Here is an 18,702-nt window from a genome sequence, read left to right as displayed (position 1 = left end):
GATAAACTTGAATAGAAAAAAATGATGTAGGTCAAGAATTTCGATTAGGCTTTAAAATTTGTCTTTTTAAGCGGCTCAAAAACTCCTGTGTCACCCCAAGGTAGGAGGCCAGCTGCATATTGGATATTCTGGGATATATTTTAGGATAGCGCTTGATAAAATCCAGATAGCGTTCCTGAGCCGTAAAACCTATACTGGAGATAATACGGTGCTGGGATGCGATCTGTGCACGCTGGGCCATAATTCTGGAAAGCTTTTCATAAATCGGATGGTCTTCGTAAAGTTTATCCTTATCTGTTTTCGACAGTGTGAGTACAACTGAATCTTCGAGTGCCTGAATATTTTGTAAAGCCGGTTCCTGATAGTTGAAACTGGCAATATCACCCACCCACCAGTCTTCTATGGCAAATTGAAGGATATGTTCTATCCCATCAGCCGTGACATAGAATGACTTAAACAGCCCACTGACGACATAAGCTTCATAATGACAGACTTCACCTGCCCTTAAAAAATATTCCTTCTTCTTGATTTTTCTGACATGATAACGTGATACAATATCATTTAATTCTTCTTCGCTGACATTGATGCGTTGTTTTACAAATTCCTTGAACTGTTCCATTAGGGTGTAAAATACGAAAAATTGCGCTTTATAAAGTAGAATTAGCAGTTAGAAGGATACAATTTTACGAAACTTATACCCAAGTCGAATTTGTATCTCCAGTGGTGATACAATTACAAAATGATGAAAATCAAAAAAACTAGACATCTTTTATCCATTGTATCGTTCGTTGTTCATTGTCGGTAAAGCTGTTATCGATGGTAATATTAAAGATATGTTATCCTAATCTGTCAATTGGACATTTTGGTGTAATATTTGAATAACAGGAAACGTAATTCAACTTAGTTCCATCAATAATTGGTATCTTTTAATGAAATTTAAAATTTTGGTAGAAGTCCAACGTTAAACATGTTCTAATGAAGTTTGTAGCACCGAATAAACTTGAAAATGATAAGGTCGTATTAAAGTTGATAGACCCCAGTGATTTTGATACGCTTTATCAAGTAGCTAAAGATCCGTTGATATGGGAGCAGCACCCCAACAAAGACCGCTGGAAAGAGGAGGTTTTTCGGTCTTTTTTTGATGCTGCATTGGAGAGCAAAGCAGCTTATCTTATTTTGGATAAAACGACGGGGGAATGCATTGGAAGCACGCGATATTATGGTTTAAATGAGGTCGAAAAATCTATTTTTGTTGGCTTTACCTTCTATGCAAGGGCTTATTGGGGGGCGGGTATCAATCCTTTGGTCAAAGAAATGATGTTTGACTTTGCCTTTAATTTTGTGGATAAGATCTATTTACACGTAGGTGCCGAAAATTTCCGTTCGCAGAAAGCTGTGGAACGTTTGGGGGCAAGTAAAGTCGCCGAAAAAATGGTGTCTTATGTCAACGAACCCGAACGGAGGAATTTTGAATATGCACTGGAAAAATCGACCTGGCTTAGAGCTAAGAGATAAGTGATTGATCTCTTAGCAGGATTATCCCTTGACTCCGCTCAATATACTGCCGATAATCACAGTCAGCACAATCAATGTGATGACGATATAGAGCTTATCTTTTTCGATAACGAAACCAAAAAGGGAGCCGATCACCCGTACAATCGGTGTACAGATCAAAAGCAAAACCCCAAGTTGTATGATTTGGGGGATATTTTTGTTGAATGCTCCGACGATAATACCGCTGATGGTGGTATTGGATTTGCCCTCACCAATGAAATCTTTATAGTTGGGTACTGCATCCTGTCCGTGGACGATCAAATACCAGATCCCACCGATCACTAACACGGAGGAGGCCAGGATAACACCTGTCCGTAAAATCTGTCCCACCAAAAGTGAGATATCCTTATCGCTCCAATAGTTTTTTGAAAATACCTGTTTCATCTGCAAATAATTAATTATTAAATGTCTATTGCCAAGGGCATAAACGAGCGCATTAATTTTTCTGTACAATTGAACTTACACTGTTCAAAACTGATATTCGACTGTGTGATACTGGCGAATATCAAATGTGTAAAGCTTATTCGCCTAAAATTTATGTTGAAATCCATTAAAAATCATTTCCAGTGCGACCAATGTGATGGCAACGGCAAAAATAATACGTAGGGTCTTGGGATTCATTCTTTTCAAAAGCTTTGAACCCGTAATAGCACCACAAAGCACACCCAAAATGACTGGAAAGGCAATTCCCGGATCCATATAGCCCCGTTGTAGATAGACCACGGCTGAAGCCGCGGCCGTCACTCCGATCATAAAATTACTTGTTGTGGTACTGACTTTAAAGGGAATTTTCATCATGCTATCCATAGCGAGTACTTTAAGGGAACCCGAACCAATACCCAGCAAACCAGATAGAATACCTGCGACACCCATCAATGAAAAACCGCCGACCACATTGGTCAGTTTGTAGGGAACGAGTTTGCCATCCATTGGATAAGTACTGTTCAATTTTAGCTTTTCGGCTAAAGCTGAACCGCCGGAAAAGGCATGTTCATTTTTCTTGCGCACGGTCATTGCGGCTGAAAAGATCAGTACCACACCAAAGATAATGGCAATCGTATTGGTCGGCATATAGATTGCAATAACGGCACCAATGACAGCACCGATGGTGGTTGCAATTTCCAAAAACATGCCGAGCCGGATATTGGTAATCCCTTCTTTGACATAGGCTGTAGCAGCCCCCGATGAGGTGGCAATGGAAGCCAGCAATGCAGCCCCAATAGCATAACGGATATCGACATGAAATAAAAGGGTCAGCAATGGAATGACGACGACCCCTCCCCCCAAGCCTGTCAGCGATCCTAAGAGTCCCGCAACAAAAGCACCCAAAAGGAGGATGAGTGTAAAGGTGAGAATAGTCATATATTTTGTTTATTGATCCAGTATGGAATAATACCAACTGGACGATAATTTGTTGTAAAATTAAGGGCTTTTTGTTGTTTTTGAAACTTTATGCCCTGAATAGATACAAATGTTACACCAACATGTATCTCGAAAAGAAATACTGCCTTACACCTCATGGTGTAAGCAGTATCGATAACCGTTAACGGTCTAAACCCCGACTCTTCGTTGTACTTTTTCAGTCCGATTGAAGATAGCATAGATGATTGGGAACACGAGCAAAGTCAAGATGGTGGCGGATATCAGTCCACCGATAATGACGATCGCTAGCGGTTTTTGCGATTCCGAACCTATACCAGTAGAGAGTGCGGCTGGCAACAATCCAATTGAAGCCATTAATGCCGTCATGACCACAGGCCGGGTACGTGATTTGACCCCTTTGTAAATAGATTGATCGTTGGGCAGGCCATCTTTTTTGTTCTGATGGAATTCGGAAATCAGGATAACACCATTTTGGATACATATCCCGAATAAAGCAATCATGCCCACACCCGCGGAGATACCGAAATTCATGCCGGTCACATGCAGCGCAATAATTCCGCCGATCAGTGCAAAAGGAACGTTGGCTAGAACGAGCAAAGAATCTTTGATATTGCCGAATAAGATAAACAATAAGAAGAAGATCAAAACCAAGCTGATCGGCACCACCTGCGCCAGGCGATGTGTCGCCCGTTGCTGATTCTCGAACTGACCGGTCCAGCCGATAGAATAACCATCGGGCAATTTGATCTTGCTGACTTTCTGCTGTGCTTCGGCAATGGTATTCCCCAGGTCACGATCCCGGATGGAAAATTTAATACCGATATAGCGTTTGATATTATCCCGATAAATAAAGGCTGCACCATTGTCCTTTTCTATTGTTGCGATACTTTTTAGGGGGATCAAGGTACCATCACCACAGGGAACCATCAGCTGAGCAATATCTTTTTCTGTCTTCCGGTATTCTGGTGCATAACGCAGGCGAATGTTAAACTTACGTTCCCCATCGTATAATACTGAAGTTGTCTTTCCACCAAAAGCCATTTCCAATACCGCCTGGGCGTCGGCCGGTAGCACATTAAATGCCGCCATGCGTGTTCTGTCCAGGATAACACTGACCTCCGGCTGACCAATATTCAGGATAATACCGGGCTCCTTGATCCCTTGTATATCCTTGATCTGTGCAAAGACCTCTTTCGATAGGCGGTCCAGTGTAGCGAGGTTGTCACCAAAGATCTTAATCCCATTCTCGGCCTTAAATCCCGCGACAGCTTCCGCGACATTGTCCGAAATGGGCTGAGAATAGTTGTAGGTGATCCCCTGATACTGCTTGAGCTTATAATCCATCTCTTCGATCAGCTGATCCATGTTAATCTTTCGTGTCCATTCTTCCTTAGGTTTCAGTGCTACAGCAAATTGCACAAAACCGAAACCATTTGGATCTGTTCCGTCGTTGCTCCGTCCGGTTTGCGATAATACACCTGTTACTTCTGGAAAGGATTCCAATGTCGTTTTTAATACTTTGGTCGTTTTGATGGATTCCTTTAAGGAAGTACTCATCGGCATTTCGGCGGTCACCCAAAGTGAGCCCTCATTTAATGTAGGCAGGAACTCAGTTCCTAGAAATTTAGCAGAAAATAGCACCGTGCCCAGTATGACCAGTGATACAATTAAACTCAGACGTTTATTTCTAAAGGTAAAACCAAAACTTTTGGCTACGATTCTGTTCCAAAACTCCACAAAGGGATTACGCCGTTCTTTGACATTTTTGTTTAACAGGATATGGGATAGTGCCGGCACCAGGGTCAGTGTAAATAACAGTGCACCTAATAGGGCAAAACCGAGGGTAAATGCGAGAGGAGAGAACATCTTGCCTTCCACCTTTTGGAAGGAAAATATGGGGATCAAGGAGGTGATGATAATTAGTTTGGAGAAGAAAATGGCTTTTCCCAATCCAGTACCGGTCTGTTTGATCCATCCTGCCTTGGCTATTTTGTTGAATTTTTCCATCCCCAATTTATGGGCCTTATGATCCAGCATGACAAATATACCCTCGACCATGACTACGGCACCATCGATAATAATTCCGAAATCCACCGCACCCAAAGAGAGCAGATTGGCACTCATGCCGGCCAGTTTAAGACATAGAAATGCGAATAACAGGGCAAGCGGAATGACGATGGAAACGATTACTGTCGTCCGCCAGTCGGCCATGAAAAGCAATACCATCAGGGTGACCAGTACAATACCCTCGATCAAATTGTGCATGACCGTGTGGGTTGTGAAATCCATCAGGTTGTCGCGGTCATAGAAGGTTTGCATTTTGACGTCCTTGGGCAATATCTTGTCGTTGAGTTCCGCAATTTTTGCTTTTACGGCAGTCAGTACCTCCCTGGGGTTTTCTCCTTTACGCATCACCACCGTACCGGCAACAACATCATCGCTTTTGCCAAAACCGGCTTGCCCTACCCGGGGCATGGAACTTTCTTTGACCTCCGCTACATTTTTGACGAATACAGGGTTTCCACGTTCGTTGATCACCGTAATGTTTTCGATGTCATTGATGGAGTTGACCAAACCGATGCCACGGACGACATAGGACTGTCCACTTTTTTCAATTACATCACCACCGACATTGAGGTTACTCTTGCTGACTGCATCGTAAACCTGTAGGGGCGTAAGATTATATTTGTCCAATTTGATGGGATCGGTACTGATCTCATAAACGAGATCCTGGCCACCGAACACATTGATGTCAGCAACGCCCGGAACACCTCTCAATGCCCGGTCAATAACCCAAGTTTGTAATGTCAATAGATCCCTGGAATTTCGTTGGTCGCTATGCAAGGTATACCGGAATATTTCTCCTGTCGGACCGTATGGCGGTTGCACCTCAGGGTCTATATCTTCAGGGAGACTGACCGAACGCAGCAAGTTGTTGACCTGATTGCGTGCAAAAGTATCATCTACCCCGTCATCAAAGATGATTTTGACAATGGAAAGCCCAAACATGGTCGTACTGCGGATACTGGTTCTCTTCTGAACGGGACTCATGCCCAATTCAATAGGTGTGGTCACAAAGCGTTCTACCTCTTCAGCACTACGGCCATTCCATTGGGTGATGATGGTAATCTGTGTATTGGTTACATCTGGAAATGCCTCAATAGGCATACTTTTGAAACTAATAAAGCCAGCAATAGCCAAAATACCAACCCAAATAAAGGTGAACGCTTTATTTTTTATGGAAAAGGCAATGATATTTTTAATGAATTTGTTCATTCTCGTAAAAAGCTAACACGGGTTAATTATCCAATGCTCTATAGATCAAAAGCTTGTTGTTGACAATCACTTGCTCTCCCTCCTGCAAGCCAGTACTAACATAGGTGGTTTCTACATTTTGTTTCATGGGTTGGATCTCGTGGATCTTGATGTCATTCTGTGATTTGTAGATTAACACGAAATACTTGTTCTGATCAAAAATGACCGCATCCGAAGGGATGGCCAGTGCCTGTGTATTGGAGTGATGGAGTAGCTTGATCGTGGCTTTACTATCCGGAATAAGTAGGCCATCTTTGTTATCCAGGACGACGCGCGCCTGCATGGCGTTGGTTTGTGGATCAATGATTTTAAAGATTTTGTCGATACTTCCCTCGAATTTTTTGTCGGGATAGCTCAATGTGGAGACAACGGCAGGCATGCCCATGCTAATCTTTTCGATATCCGTTTCATTGACATTGAGTATTGCCCAGACGTCTTTGGTGTTGGCGACATCAAAGATATTGTCGCTGCGGTCACTACGCAATTGCATATCTTTATTGATGTTTTTTTGGACGATATATCCGTCAATAGGGGATACAACGGAGTAAATATTACCCGTACGAACATTGTAAATCTGACTGACGGCCTCTGAACGGCGCAGTTGCTCCTTGGCTTTGGTCAATTGCCCTTTAGCCTCAAGCATATCTTTGTCAGTACTCAATTTACCGTTATACATATCCTCTGCGACACGGTAATTCTTTTCGGCAAGCAGCACATCCGTTTTCGCATCGGATAGATCTTTTTGTATGCCCGCAACCTCTGTACTTCTGATTGTTGCGAGTACCTGACCTTTATGTACATAATCACCCAAGGATACATTGACGGATACAACATTCCCTCCAACGAGTGGAAAGATGTCAATGTAATTGTTCTGATCGGCTGATATCTTACCGAAGAAATTTAGTTCCTCAGTTACATTTTCTTTTTTTACCGTGGCAAAACTTGTCGATTTGAGCATCGTTTCGCTGATTTCAAAACCTTTGACAATCGCTGAATTGTCGGTTTTTTTATGATTCTGGCAGGCGTATAAGCATACGATGGCCACAGTGCTTAGGAGAAGTTGTTTAGTTGACATGGCTTGAATTGAATATAGGGGTTTGCGCCAAGTAGTTAAGCTGCTCGGCATTGAGGATAATTTCTTTTTTCATATCATAAAGTTTGAGGATAGATATCCGATAACTATCCATAAAATCGGTGAACTCAACTAGGGAGATATTTCCTTTTCTGAAATTGCTGAATACACCATCGTAGACTACAGCAATATTGTGTAGGTCGTCAGCCGTAATAGTGAAATATTGGTTGTATTGATTTTCCCAAGACTGATAGTTGGAACGGATCTGCGATTCCAATAGCTGTCGCTGTACTTCGATATTCTTTTTGGCTTCTTCTTCGGCATATTTGGCCTTGATGATATTTCCCTTGTTTTGTTTCCATAGTGGAAGTGGAATCGCTGCTTTGAGATTCACCTCATTGTGAAATGTTCCTCCGTTTTGGCTGTATTCTATACCTAAATTGATGTCGGGTGTATTCAGGGATTTTTGCCATTTGGTAAAAAGCTGTGAGCTTTCGGCAGTTTTTAACGCAAATTGATAGTCGGCATTATTTTCAAGTGCGAGGTCAAACATCTTGTCCATGCTCATTGTAGGTCTGATTGTCAATTCCCGATCTGCCTCCGTATCCGATAGATTGGGGAGCACATCTTCCTGATTGGAGAGCAGTACCCTTAATTGTTGTTGCATACCGATAATGGTATTGGTGGCACTCGTTTTTTCGTTGGTGAGATCGATGGCCATGGTTTGCAGACGAACTTGGTCCCGAAGTGAAACGTTTCCCTTTTTGCCTTCTTCCTTATAGGCTGTCAACAGGCTGTTGAGGTAATCCAATTGCACATTGATGTCTGCCAGTTTATGCTGTTCGAAATAAAGAGAATAGAATGTTGTCCTTAGTTGTGCCCGTAGACTGGCCAGCAACTGGCTGAATTGAAGTTTTGAAAGCTCGACATTTGATTTGGCAAACTCAACCTCATTTTTCTTTTTTCCACCTAGATAAAGCAATTGGGATACGCTGGCATCTTTTGATCCCCCCACATGGAATGCCTTTTTATTTTGTGGATCATAAGCATTGACGGCGACTTCCAATTGCGGAAGCTCCCAGATTTTGGCCTGAATGACATCTGCTTCGGCCTGACTGATATCATATTGTTGCGCCAATAAGGAGAGGTTGTTTTTTCGGAAGGCTTCTTCACATTCAAGAAGCGTCATTTTCCGGCCAGAAGACTGCTGTATTGTTTTGCCAGTTGTATTTTCAGAACGGGCAGTTGTATTTTCCGAATGCATAGCATCGAAGGTAATTGTGGGGTTCTGTTGTGCAAATGCAACGGAATTTAAAAACAGCAAAAATAGCAAGGATTTCTTTGTCATCATGATCGAATCTTATGCAACAAAGAACGCGGGCACAGATTAAAAGCCCCTTAATAAATACTTAAAAAAAGCTTAAAATTTGATCATTCTTTACCTCAGCTGCCTATTGGAGTGGTAGGGAATCGCTGTTTTCGGTGGTCGACTTAGGGAATCTGAGTGTAAATGTATGGGCCGACTGCTGTGTATTGGCTTTGTATTCGACGCTGGCCTGATGTGAATCCATAATGCGTTTGACGATCCGCAGCCCTAAGCCCGATCCGGTGGTTTCTGAGGCATTCTCGCCACGGCTGAACGCATCAAAAATGCGTTTTTGATCAGTGCTGCTCAGCGCAGCTCCATGATTGGTTACCAATACTTTCAGCTGCGTCGGAGATTCATGGATAACAACACTTACTTCAGGGTGATAGGAGTACAGGGCTGCATTTTTAAATAGATTGACAAAGGCGATTTCAATCAATTGCGCCGAACAAATGAGGGTCAATTTAGGATCTGCGATGCCTTTAATAGAAAAATCAAGCTGCAGATCAGGGAAGGCTTTTGCGACTTTTTCGTATGCTGTAAAAATAATTTCGTCAATCCGTTCTTCCTGATAGGTGGTTTGGAGTGTTGCCGAATCAAATTTTGAAAGGAGCATCAGCGAGCTTGTGACTTCAGAAAGATGCTGTGTTTCTTTTGCAATATTGTCAAGTACGTGGCTGACATCTTCATCAAGCTGTTGTTGATGCCGGAGGTTCTCCAATTGGAATGACATTCTGGCCAGTGGTGTGCGCAGCTCATGGGAAGCACTCGAGTTAAATTCTTTTTGGGATTCAAAAGCACTGGACAGCCGTTTCAGCATGGTATTGAATGCTTGGGTTAATACCGCGATCTCATCCGTATTTCCGGCATATTTAACCGGGTTGGTCAACTTACTGGCATTGATTTGGGTGATGTCTTTTTTGAGTCTATCCAAAGGATGTAATAAACGAAGAATAAGATTGTAGCTAAAGATCCAGATTAGCAAAGTGCTCAGTAAGAATAAGATCGTTAAGACGATGGCCAGGTGATCTAGTTTCTCGTTCCCAGAATAATCCTGGGCTTTAACCAAAAGGTAGTAAGTCTGTTTGTTGATCAGGTAGTATTTGCCCAATATTTCATATTGGTCCTGTTTGTAGAAGATTCGTTTTTCATTGTCCAGACGATTAATAATCGCCTGATTCCAGGTAATTGTTTTGTCTTTTACCGTGCTGAAAATAAGTTTTTTATGCTTGTCCAGAATAATGACATCCTCATAAAAGAGTCCATCTTCAATATCCTGAAAATAAGTTTTGTACGATTCGCGGTCAAAGGAAGGGGTATTTGCGATATAATGTGAAATATAATCCAGTTTATCGATCAGACGCTGGCGGAATTGATCATTTCTGAAATCAACGCTGGCATAATAGATAATGAGCATCGCGATTCCGAATAGGATGGAGAACGCAATACTAAAACTGATCGCTATTTTCTTTTTTAAAGTCATTTATCCGCAGCGAGGTAATAGCCAAATCCAGGTCTGGTGTGGATAAGCTTATTTTCAAAATTCTTATCAATTTTTTTACGTAAAAAATTGATGTAAACTTCGATGGTATTTTGTGTTGTCTGAAATTGATTCTGCCATACTTCTTCAGAAATATGTTGTTTAGATAAGGTACGTCCATTGGCCTGTGCCAAGATCAACAGCAACTGAAATTCCTTCTGCGTCAGGTTGATTTCTTCATTTGACCGCAGTACCCTGGCCTCTTCAGGATAAATAATCAGATCATCGATGACCAATGTCTTGGGGCTATTGCTCTCATTGTGCTGATGTCGGCGAAGAAGTGAATTGATGCGCATCAACAACTCATCCAACACAAAAGGCTTGACTAAATAATCATCTGCGGCACGGAGAAAAGCTTCCTTTTTGTCGTCGATGTCATCATAGGCAGAGAGAATGATAATCGGGGTCAGCGCATCATGACTTCGTATTTTCTTGCAGATTTCTAAACCGTTTATCTTGGGAACATTGATGTCTAGCAGGTAAAAGCCGTATTTTTTTTGATGTGTCCGTGCCAAAAATTCAATGCCATCAAAGGCCTGGTCACAAGAGAAGCCCTGACTTAGTAAAAAGGATTTGATTTCAGTAGAAAGAACCCTGTCATCTTCGAGTAGCAAAATGTCCACCATAAATGTATGCATTGTCGTTTTGTAAAAGTAAGCAAATTTTGCAAACCTCATCAATGGGACCCTTTTGGGCTGTTCTTTTGGTGGAAATAATTTAGTAACACAAGATTTACACGAAGAAATATGAAACAAAAAGAAATCTAAGTAGATTCAAATCGAAATTATAGATAAACATTATGGAAAGCAGAAGAGAATTTCTTCGAAAAACCTTGTTATTTTCTGGAGCTGCTGGTATTGCTAGTTTTATGCCGGCCTCCATTCAAAAAGCCTTTGCAATAGATCCGGTGCCGGGAAGCAGTTTTCTGGATGCAGAACATATCGTGATCCTGATGCAGGAAAATCGTTCCTTTGATCATACGTTGGGGAGTCTTTCCGGTGTACGTGGTTTCAATGATCCACGTGCGGTGCGGTTACCCAACGACCTGCCGGTATGGTATCAGACAGATAAGGCGGGGAAGGTATTTGCTCCTTTTCGACTAAATCTCAAAGAGAGCAAGGTGACTTGGATGGGCTCACTTCCCCATAGCAGAGCGAGTCAGGTGGACGCTTATAACCAGGGGAAATACGACCAATGGTTGACCGCTAAGCAATCGGGTAACAAGCAATATGCGTCAATGCCGCTGACCTTGGGTTATTTCACGCGTGAAGATTTACCTTTCCACTATGCGCTGGCGGATGCTTTTACCGTATGTGATCAGAATTTCTGCTCGGGCATGACCAGTACAACTCCCAATCGTTCTTTCTTTTGGACCGGTAAAATCACAGAAGTAAAAGATGGATTGCAGAAGGTCAATATTCGTAACGATGATTTCGGCTATGGCAAAATGACCTGGGAAACCTTTCCGGAGTTGTTGGAAAAGAACAATATAGACTGGCGTTTTTATCAAAATGAAACAAGCTGTGGTGGAGGCCTATCGGGTGAAGAGCGCGCTTGGTTGTCCAATTTTGGCTGTAATCTATTGGAATTTTTTCAGGCCTATCAGGTCAAATTTAAAGATACCTATGTCAGCAACCTCGCAACACAGGTACGTGATCTGCCGGGACAGATTTCCAAGCTCGAAGAGCGTTCGCCCGAATCCGAGGAGCAGGCCGAGAAAATTCGTGTTGACATCCGTAAGAAAAGTGAAGCCCTTGAGCGGGCTGAAGCTGAATTGAAAGCGTTCAATGCCGACAATTATAATAAACTGTCTGATCTTACGAAATCTTTACATCAACGCGCCTTTACGATCAATAAAGGGGATAATAATTACCGTAAGCTGGAGACATTGCAATTTAAGGAACAGGGTAAAAAGCGGACTTTGGAAGTACCTAAAGGGGATGTGCTGGATCAGTTTCGAAAAGATGTCGACGGCGGTAAATTACCCGCGGTATCCTGGTTGGCTGGTCCCAAAAATTTCTCGGATCATCCCAGCGCCCCTTGGTATGGGGCCTGGTATGTGTCGGAAGTATTGGATATCCTGACCAAAAATCCGGAGGTCTGGAAAAAGACCATTTTTATCATCACTTACGATGAGAATGATGGCTATTACGACCATGTGAAACCTTTTCTCGTACCGGATCTGATGCGGAAAGATACAGGGGCCTGTTCGGCGGGAATTGATAGCGAAGTGGAAATGGTACGTCTGGACAATGAGCTCAAACAGGGGATTCCAAAGAAACAGGCCCGTGAGGGAGCGGTTGGGTTGGGATTCCGTGTGCCGATGTATATCGCATCGCCTTGGTCAAGGGGAGGAAAAGTCTGCTCCCAAGTGTTTGACCATACGTCGACTTTACAGTTCCTGGAATACTTCTTTAACCATAAATACAACAAAAATATTCATCTGGATCATATCAGTGCCTGGCGGCGGACGATCTGCGGTAATCTGACAGCAGCATTCACACCCTTTGTTCAAGCGCAGGAGCAGCTCCCTTTTCTAGAGCGAAACCAATATATCGAAACCATATACAATGCTCAATTCAAGGATAATCCGGGCGGGTTTATTGAAATTACTGACCTGAATCAGGCTAAGCAGCAGGTTTGGACTTCGAAATTCAATCGTGTTCAGGAAAAAGGAACCCGTAAATCACCAGCCTTGCCCTATGGACATGATGCCGTTGGCTATGTGCAGAATGGTCAATTTAACCTGAATATGCAGGTGGATACAGCCATATTTGGTGAAAAAACGAATGGAGTGCCTTTCAATGTCTATAGTCCACTTGCCTATACAGACGAAGAGGGCCAAATCGAAACCTATCGAAACTGGAATTTTGCGGTCAAGGCCGGAGATCGCCTCAACTATCAATGGGATCTACAGAAATTTGAAGGACAGCAATATGCCTTTGAGCTGCATGGTCCAAATGGTTTCTACCGAAAGTTTGCCGGACAAAAAAATGCGGCAACGTTGTTGGCCGTGGTGTCTCCGGAACTTAAATCACTGACCAAAGCACCAACAGGTAAACTGCAACTCACACTCAAAAATCTGGATGCAAAGACTGTTCAGGTGGAGGTGAAAAGTTTGAATTATCAGCATTATACAGCGACAAAGGAAATTGGAGCCGGTAAAGAACTTATCCTTACCTTAGATATTGCCGCGCAGGGCAATTGGTACGATCTTGTCATCAAGGGACTGGGCAATGCTAATTTTGAACTACAGCTTGCGGGACGATTGGAGACGGGAGTGGAAACCACGACTGATCCCTTATTGGCCTAGTGTTTTGCAAGCAAGGCTGTCTGTATTAGCAGTCTGACTGTGACAGTGGGTTCGAGCTTTTACTGAAGGATTTAGGCAATACAGTAATTTGACTGGTGCAGCTTAACTAGCGTTATTTGAAACTGCAATTAGACGTTCTTCCCATTGCAGCTATTTCGCTTACAATGAGAAGAACGCACTAATTTGGATCTATTGTGAGCTGAAATAAGGTCGGAGGTTCACTTACTAAACTTGATTTAGTGACCTACACACAATAGATACCTAAATATCATTATTTGCCTAAACGCATTTACAAGGTGATAAATTTGGTTTCGGGAAAATGCTTTTGAATATAATTGAGGAGATAACGCTGTGTTTCTGTACTGATGGTGCTGTCTTCAAGTACGGGGAACGTGTTGTAAATTACCGTATGTAGATTGATCCCGCGTGCGGCAATGGCTTCCAGGCTTAATAGGGTATGATTGATACTGCCCAATTTGCCAGAGGTTACAAAAAGCAAGGGATAACCCATTTCTTTGATATAATCTATGATGAAGTAATCCTCAGTGAGCGGCACCATGAGGCCACCGGCACCCTCTACCAATACAGCATCATAACGCTGGCTTAACTGCGCTGTCGCTTGCCGGATTTTTTCGAAATCAATATCTCGTTTATCTATATGTGCCGCCAGGTGCGGTGATGCGGGGTAGCTGAAAATTTCAGGCATGGTTGTTTTCTCCTGGTCATCTTGGGTGAAAGGGATACCCATCAGTTCACGGTGTAAGATAATATCTTCGGAAATAGCTGCATTTCCGGTTTGTACCAGTTTCTGAGTTATTGTACGTATACCTTTTGCATTCCATTGCTTTGCAATTAGGCCAGTTGCGTAACTTTTTCCTATTCCGGTATCTATGCCAGATACAAAATAAATGTTGTTTTTCATTTCTATGTTTTTTTGCTGCTTATTCGATTGCCAATTCAGTGCGATGTGCTGTTGAGATTTTCCAAAGATCTGTCTCCGTTGTGGTGTTTCGGCAATTTTATGCTTATTAGTTTGTGACCTTAGGTTTGCTTTGCGTTAGAGGAGGCGTACAAGTGCACTTCCCGATTTGTGTTCTTGTTTAGTTATTCATTTTTTCTTTGCAATGATATAGATGGGGTGATAGGTTAACGGAACCTGTGTGCCAACGGCATAACGATCGATATATTCGGTACAATAAGCCTGAAGTTTACTTTTTGTCCAGCGATGATTTTTTATACCTGTCACCCCAGTTTTTTTCAGGTGGGTGAGCACCTGTAAAGGGCTTTCAAAGGTTAAACTCAAGAGTTCTTCTTCTACCAAGAGAATTTCATAGTCCAATGCCAGCAGTTCCGCTACCAGTGCCGATTGGGTAGGATAGGTTAAGCCGATTCCTGTTGTGCTGCTAATCTCGCGCATATTTTCTTCGCCAAATGTGCTGAATGCTAGGATACCATTTGCATGAAGTGCGGTATGGCAGCGCGCAAAGAAGGCGCTAAGGTCTTCAAACCATTGAATAGTGGAACAGGAGGTAATGAGATCCAGCCCGTCAGGTAAGTTACACGTTTCGGCATCGGCACAGATAAAGCTGTAATGTTGCGGATCATGCAGCGCCGAACTATACGCTGTCAAGGACTGCTGCGACAAGACAATACTCTTCACACTTTTGATCATTTCTGGACAGATATCGTTGAAGATCGTATGCTTCGGAGAAAGGTACTGGAGCAACAAACGGGAAAAAAGTCCGGTTCCACAGCCTATTTCGAGCAGCCTATCTGGTCTGATGAGAAAAATATTCCTGAGCAGGTTAATCATTTTTTCGGCAATTTGACCTTGCACAACCGCCGCCGAGTGGTAACTCTGTGCGGCTTTCGAAAAGCGGGATTTGATCCGTTGTTTGTCTACGATGTTAAGCATTTTAGATCTCCTGCAAAAGCTGTTTAAATAATTTTTCGGGATAGTGGGCTGTATCGACAAATTTATGTGGGGTGTGTGCCCATGCCCGTTGTTGGTTTTCCAGACTAAAAATGCGGTCATCCTTTCCGATATAGGCCTCATCCCATTGAAAAGCTGTTGTTGATTGTACTGTCACCTGCTCTTCAATTGCAGTTAGTTCTTTTTGAAGACTCGCTATGTCCCGCCTGGGGGCTTTAGCAAGAAAATGGTTTAACATCTCTCTTGAACCGCACATCCGTAGTCTGAATTTATCAAGCGTTTTTTCACTTAACGTGTTCAAGGTGGCCCTGAATACCTGGACTGGAATTCCTCTGCTGTCATCAATCGGAAATGGCGTGCCATTGATTGCTGTACAGGTACCGATCGGATAATGCTGCATCTGCAGTTTCGGTAATACCTGTGAGGCTGCCCATACGCCCATGGACCAAGCGAAAACCTGGATTTCTTCGTAGCCTCTTAGGAGGTTTTCGTCCAGTGTTAAGGAAGAATAGTCGTAGGCGATAATTAGATCCTGTCCGGATCGGGCATAACCCGAAAACAGATGCTCATCCATTCCCCATCCCGCAAAGAATAAAACAAGTTTTTTGTTGGATGGTATCGGATTATTCAGTGGTACCGAATTATTGGGGTTAGCGGCATGACATGCGGGCGTAATTTTTTTGAATATCATAGGCTTGCTACAAGTTGATGAATCAGCGATGTTGGGATCCCTGCTGTTAATGAAATACGTATTCTCGAAGTTCCTTCCGGTACAGTAGGTGGACGGATCGGAAGGACATAAAATCCTTTTCGCTGCAGGTCTTCTGCTTTCAGTACTGCCGCGTTACTATCGCCTATTATAAGGGGTAGAATATGGCTTTGTGAGCAGCATTTGTAACCCTTTGCGATGATCTGTTGTTTGAGCCACGCACTGTTTTCGCGCAATTGCTGACGTCGATCTGAAAAACTGTCCAAGCGTTCCAGAATAAATAAACTCCAGCGGAGGTTGATCGGCGGGAGTGCAGTTGTGAATAGCAATGTCCGCATTTTATTGATCAAGTAATCGCGGATCGGCTGTCGACAGACGAGGTAGCCGCCTAGGGATGCCAGTGCTTTTCCAAAAGTACCTGTTAGGAAATCAATAGCAGCAATGCATCCCTGCTCTTCTGCGCAACCAAGTCCTCTTTCGCCACGTATCCCCACCGCATGGGCCTCATCCACATACAACATGACATTGGAATAACGGCGTTTGAGACGAACCAGGTAACGGAGGTCTGTACAATCCCCATCCATGCTGAAAATGCTTTCAGTGACGATAATGACGCGTTCAAAGCGGGAAGCGTGTTTTGCCAGTAATTCTTCCAGATGGGCATAGTCGGCATGTCGATACCGTAAATGCTGTGCTGCTGAAAGCCGGATGCCATCAATCAGACTGGCGTGCACCCATTTATCGGCCAGGATGAGGGTACGCCCATGACAGATGGCTGGAAGTATACCTGTGTTCATGTGATAACCACTACTGAAGACTAGGGCACTTTCGGTACCGAACATAGTGCTCAGCTGGTTTTCCAGTTGCGTGTACACTAGATGATTTCCAGTTAATAGGCGTGAAGATGAAGCGCTGAAAAGCGCATTATCGCTGTTGACCGATTGTAAAAATTCTTCACGCAATGTCAGGTCCGTAGCCAGATCCAGATAATCATTTGAGGAGAGGTTATAGCCGTTTTTCTCTTTGTATTGGATGCGGTTTCCTTGCTGGGTAATCAGGGGGAGTGTTCTGCTATTTCCTTGTTTTTCGAGTTTGTGAAGCTCATCCACAAAACTGTCGAGTAAATTGTTTTTCATTAGTAGATCTTTTTAACGACCTTGATTAGAGCTCGTTCTAGCCTTCTGATTTCAGCCACAAAGCTATGGTGTAGACTGCTCCCCATTAATTGATTTCTTTGATGACCTTGAGTAGAGCCTGTGTCAGTTTGTTTAACTCTTCAGTTCCAATGATAAAAGGCGGCATGATATAAACCAATTTGCCAAAAGGTCTGATCCAGACACCCTCTTCAACAAATCGTTTTTGTATACTGGTCATGGATACTGGATTCTTCATCTCGATGACAGCAATGGCTCCCAAAATTCGGACATCTTCTACCTGGGGGTAGTCTTTTGCTGGGGTAAGTGCTTGTTTCAGTTGCTCTTCAATAGATTTTACCTTTGCTTTCCAGTCCGTTGACAATAATAATTTGATCGAGGCAAGCGCTACGGCACAGGCCAGCGGGTTTGCCATAAAAGTCGGACCGTGCATAAACATACCCGGGCTGCCATTGGAAATCGTTTCTGCGACAGCGGTGGAAGTGATTACTGCAGATAAGGTCATGTATCCGCCTGTTATGGCCTTACCAAGGCATAGAATATCTGGCGCTACATCCGCATGTTCACAGGCGAAGAGCTTACCGGTGCGGCCGAATCCGGTGGCGATTTCGTCAAAAATCAATAAGATGTTATTCTCCTTACAGAGTTGTGCTGCCTGCCGGAGGTATTCGGGATGATAAAAGCGCATCCCTCCGGCACCCTGAACGATAGGTTCAAGGATCAGACCCGCCAATTCGTCCTGATGTGTTCTGATAAGTGCGGCCAGTGGAGCAATGTCGCTGGCATCCCATTCTTCATCAAACCCAATTTGAGGGGCCGCTGCGAAGTAACGAAGGGGGAGGGTATTGCCGAAAATACGGTGCATACCGGTCACAGGATCGCATACAGACATGGCATTCCAAGTGTCACCGTGGTATCCCGAACGAACGGTAACAAAGTTGGTCTTGTTGACCTTCTTTTGTGCCACCCAGTATTGTACAGCCATTTTGAGTGCTGCTTCCACTGCAACGGAACCGGAATCGGCATAAAATATTTTGTTGAGTGAAGGCGGTGTGATTTCAAGGAGGATTTTGCCAAGAGCAATTGCCGGTTCGTGTGTCAAACCACCAAACATCACATGCGAGATCTTGTCGAGCTGCTCCTTTACCGCAGCATTTAATACCGGATGGTTATACCCATGGATGGTACACCACCAGGACGACATGCCGTCGATCAGCTGCTGCCCATTTTCCAGTTCAATCATACAACCGTCCGCCCGCGTCACTTTGTAGGCTGGCAGCGGGTCGCTGATGCTGGTATAGGGGTGCCATAGGTGCTGTCTGTCGAAATCGTCGATCGTATGCTGCGCTGTCATAATGTTATT

The 18,702-nt window shown here is 43.5% G+C and carries 15 protein-coding genes; 2 read left to right on the top strand and 13 right to left on the bottom strand.

Going from position 1 to position 18,702, the window contains the following annotated elements:
• Positions 1 to 31: 31 nt before the first annotated feature.
• On the bottom strand, positions 32 to 619 hold the full coding sequence (locus AC07UV_RS12470; RefSeq protein ID WP_120262105.1) for a Crp/Fnr family transcriptional regulator: 588 nt from the start codon (positions 617 to 619) through the stop codon (positions 32 to 34).
• Between the two features lie 356 nt (positions 620 to 975).
• On the opposite strand from AC07UV_RS12470, the gene AC07UV_RS12465 reads away from it, so the two are divergent.
• On the top strand, positions 976 to 1,515 hold the full coding sequence (locus AC07UV_RS12465) for a GNAT family N-acetyltransferase (protein ID WP_495183996.1): 540 nt from the start codon (positions 976 to 978) through the stop codon (positions 1,513 to 1,515).
• 21 nt (positions 1,516 to 1,536) lie between these two features.
• Here the strand turns inward: AC07UV_RS12465 and AC07UV_RS12460 are convergent, their stop codons facing one another.
• The 7 genes from AC07UV_RS12460 to AC07UV_RS12430 all read right to left on the bottom strand — a co-directional run bounded on the left by AC07UV_RS12460 (position 1,537) and on the right by AC07UV_RS12430 (position 10,907).
• The gene (locus tag AC07UV_RS12460) at positions 1,537 to 1,938 is read right to left on the bottom strand and encodes a DUF1634 domain-containing protein (RefSeq protein ID WP_495183995.1); all 402 of its coding nucleotides are present in this window, start codon (positions 1,936 to 1,938) and stop codon (positions 1,537 to 1,539) included.
• Between the two features lie 144 nt (positions 1,939 to 2,082).
• Positions 2,083 to 2,916, bottom strand: coding sequence for a sulfite exporter TauE/SafE family protein (locus AC07UV_RS12455; protein ID WP_495183994.1), 834 nt, complete (start codon positions 2,914 to 2,916; stop codon positions 2,083 to 2,085).
• A gap of 189 nt (positions 2,917 to 3,105) precedes the next feature.
• Positions 3,106 to 6,213, bottom strand: a complete 3,108-nt coding sequence (locus AC07UV_RS12450; protein ID WP_495183993.1) for an efflux RND transporter permease subunit — start codon at positions 6,211 to 6,213, stop codon at positions 3,106 to 3,108.
• 22 nt (positions 6,214 to 6,235) lie between these two features.
• Entirely contained in the window at positions 6,236 to 7,327 is a 1,092-nt protein-coding gene (locus tag AC07UV_RS12445) for an efflux RND transporter periplasmic adaptor subunit (protein WP_495183992.1), read from the bottom strand.
• Positions 7,317 to 8,675, bottom strand: coding sequence for a TolC family protein (locus AC07UV_RS12440; RefSeq protein WP_495183991.1), 1,359 nt, complete (start codon positions 8,673 to 8,675; stop codon positions 7,317 to 7,319). The genes AC07UV_RS12445 and AC07UV_RS12440 overlap by 11 nt, the downstream gene beginning before the upstream one ends.
• A 100-nt stretch (positions 8,676 to 8,775) precedes the next feature.
• The gene (locus AC07UV_RS12435; protein ID WP_495183990.1) at positions 8,776 to 10,173 is read right to left on the bottom strand and encodes a HAMP domain-containing sensor histidine kinase; all 1,398 of its coding nucleotides are present in this window, start codon (positions 10,171 to 10,173) and stop codon (positions 8,776 to 8,778) included.
• Positions 10,170 to 10,907 (bottom strand): response regulator transcription factor, encoded by a 738-nt coding sequence (locus tag AC07UV_RS12430; RefSeq protein ID WP_495183989.1) that lies wholly within the window; start codon positions 10,905 to 10,907, stop codon positions 10,170 to 10,172. Before AC07UV_RS12430 ends, AC07UV_RS12435 begins: the two co-directional genes overlap by 4 nt.
• A gap of 122 nt (positions 10,908 to 11,029) precedes the next feature.
• On the opposite strand from AC07UV_RS12430, the gene AC07UV_RS12425 reads away from it, so the two are divergent.
• A complete protein-coding gene (locus AC07UV_RS12425; protein WP_495183988.1) occupies positions 11,030 to 13,543 on the top strand; it encodes a phosphocholine-specific phospholipase C in 2,514 nt (837 codons plus the stop codon).
• Between the two features lie 289 nt (positions 13,544 to 13,832).
• On the opposite strand, the gene bioD is transcribed toward AC07UV_RS12425, so the two are convergent.
• The 5 genes from bioD to bioA form a co-directional block, all read right to left on the bottom strand.
• Positions 13,833 to 14,465: a dethiobiotin synthase gene (gene bioD / locus AC07UV_RS12420; RefSeq protein WP_495183987.1), complete on the bottom strand. Its 633-nt coding sequence runs from the start codon at positions 14,463 to 14,465 to the stop codon at positions 13,833 to 13,835.
• Positions 14,466 to 14,651: 186 nt separating this feature from the next.
• Positions 14,652 to 15,458, bottom strand: a complete 807-nt coding sequence (bioC, locus tag AC07UV_RS12415; RefSeq protein WP_495183986.1) for a malonyl-ACP O-methyltransferase BioC — start codon at positions 15,456 to 15,458, stop codon at positions 14,652 to 14,654.
• 1 nt (position 15,459) lies between these two features.
• Positions 15,460 to 16,167, bottom strand: coding sequence for a DUF452 family protein (locus tag AC07UV_RS12410; protein WP_495183985.1), 708 nt, complete (start codon positions 16,165 to 16,167; stop codon positions 15,460 to 15,462).
• Positions 16,164 to 17,321, bottom strand: coding sequence for an 8-amino-7-oxononanoate synthase (locus AC07UV_RS12405; protein ID WP_495183984.1), 1,158 nt, complete (start codon positions 17,319 to 17,321; stop codon positions 16,164 to 16,166). The genes AC07UV_RS12410 and AC07UV_RS12405 overlap by 4 nt, the downstream gene beginning before the upstream one ends.
• Before the next feature lie 85 nt (positions 17,322 to 17,406).
• The gene (gene bioA, locus AC07UV_RS12400; protein ID WP_495183983.1) at positions 17,407 to 18,693 is read right to left on the bottom strand and encodes an adenosylmethionine--8-amino-7-oxononanoate transaminase; all 1,287 of its coding nucleotides are present in this window, start codon (positions 18,691 to 18,693) and stop codon (positions 17,407 to 17,409) included.
• Positions 18,694 to 18,702 lie beyond the last annotated feature (9 nt).

The sequence above is a fragment of the Sphingobacterium sp. GW821-FHT03E03 genome (genome assembly GCF_059420745.1).
This window is presented reverse-complemented; position numbering and strand designations above follow the sequence as displayed.

Coding starts and splice junctions, on each gene's coding strand:
- AC07UV_RS12440 (WP_495183991.1), bottom strand. CDS start 8,675: ATGATGACAAAGAAATCCTTGCTATTTTTGCTGTTTTTAAATTCCGTT.
- AC07UV_RS12465 (WP_495183996.1), top strand. CDS start 976: ATGAAGTTTGTAGCACCGAATAAACTTGAAAATGATAAGGTCGTATTA.
- AC07UV_RS12445 (WP_495183992.1), bottom strand. CDS start 7,327: ATGTCAACTAAACAACTTCTCCTAAGCACTGTGGCCATCGTATGCTTA.
- AC07UV_RS12460 (WP_495183995.1), bottom strand. CDS start 1,938: ATGAAACAGGTATTTTCAAAAAACTATTGGAGCGATAAGGATATCTCA.
- bioC (WP_495183986.1), bottom strand. CDS start 15,458: ATGCTTAACATCGTAGACAAACAACGGATCAAATCCCGCTTTTCGAAA.
- AC07UV_RS12455 (WP_495183994.1), bottom strand. CDS start 2,916: ATGACTATTCTCACCTTTACACTCATCCTCCTTTTGGGTGCTTTTGTT.
- AC07UV_RS12430 (WP_495183989.1), bottom strand. CDS start 10,907: ATGAGGTTTGCAAAATTTGCTTACTTTTACAAAACGACAATGCATACA.
- AC07UV_RS12435 (WP_495183990.1), bottom strand. CDS start 10,173: ATGACTTTAAAAAAGAAAATAGCGATCAGTTTTAGTATTGCGTTCTCC.
- bioA (WP_495183983.1), bottom strand. CDS start 18,693: ATGACAGCGCAGCATACGATCGACGATTTCGACAGACAGCACCTATGG.
- AC07UV_RS12425 (WP_495183988.1), top strand. CDS start 11,030: ATGGAAAGCAGAAGAGAATTTCTTCGAAAAACCTTGTTATTTTCTGGA.
- AC07UV_RS12470 (WP_120262105.1), bottom strand. CDS start 619: ATGGAACAGTTCAAGGAATTTGTAAAACAACGCATCAATGTCAGCGAA.
- AC07UV_RS12405 (WP_495183984.1), bottom strand. CDS start 17,321: ATGAAAAACAATTTACTCGACAGTTTTGTGGATGAGCTTCACAAACTC.
- AC07UV_RS12450 (WP_495183993.1), bottom strand. CDS start 6,213: ATGAACAAATTCATTAAAAATATCATTGCCTTTTCCATAAAAAATAAA.
- bioD (WP_495183987.1), bottom strand. CDS start 14,465: ATGAAAAACAACATTTATTTTGTATCTGGCATAGATACCGGAATAGGA.
- AC07UV_RS12410 (WP_495183985.1), bottom strand. CDS start 16,167: ATGATATTCAAAAAAATTACGCCCGCATGTCATGCCGCTAACCCCAAT.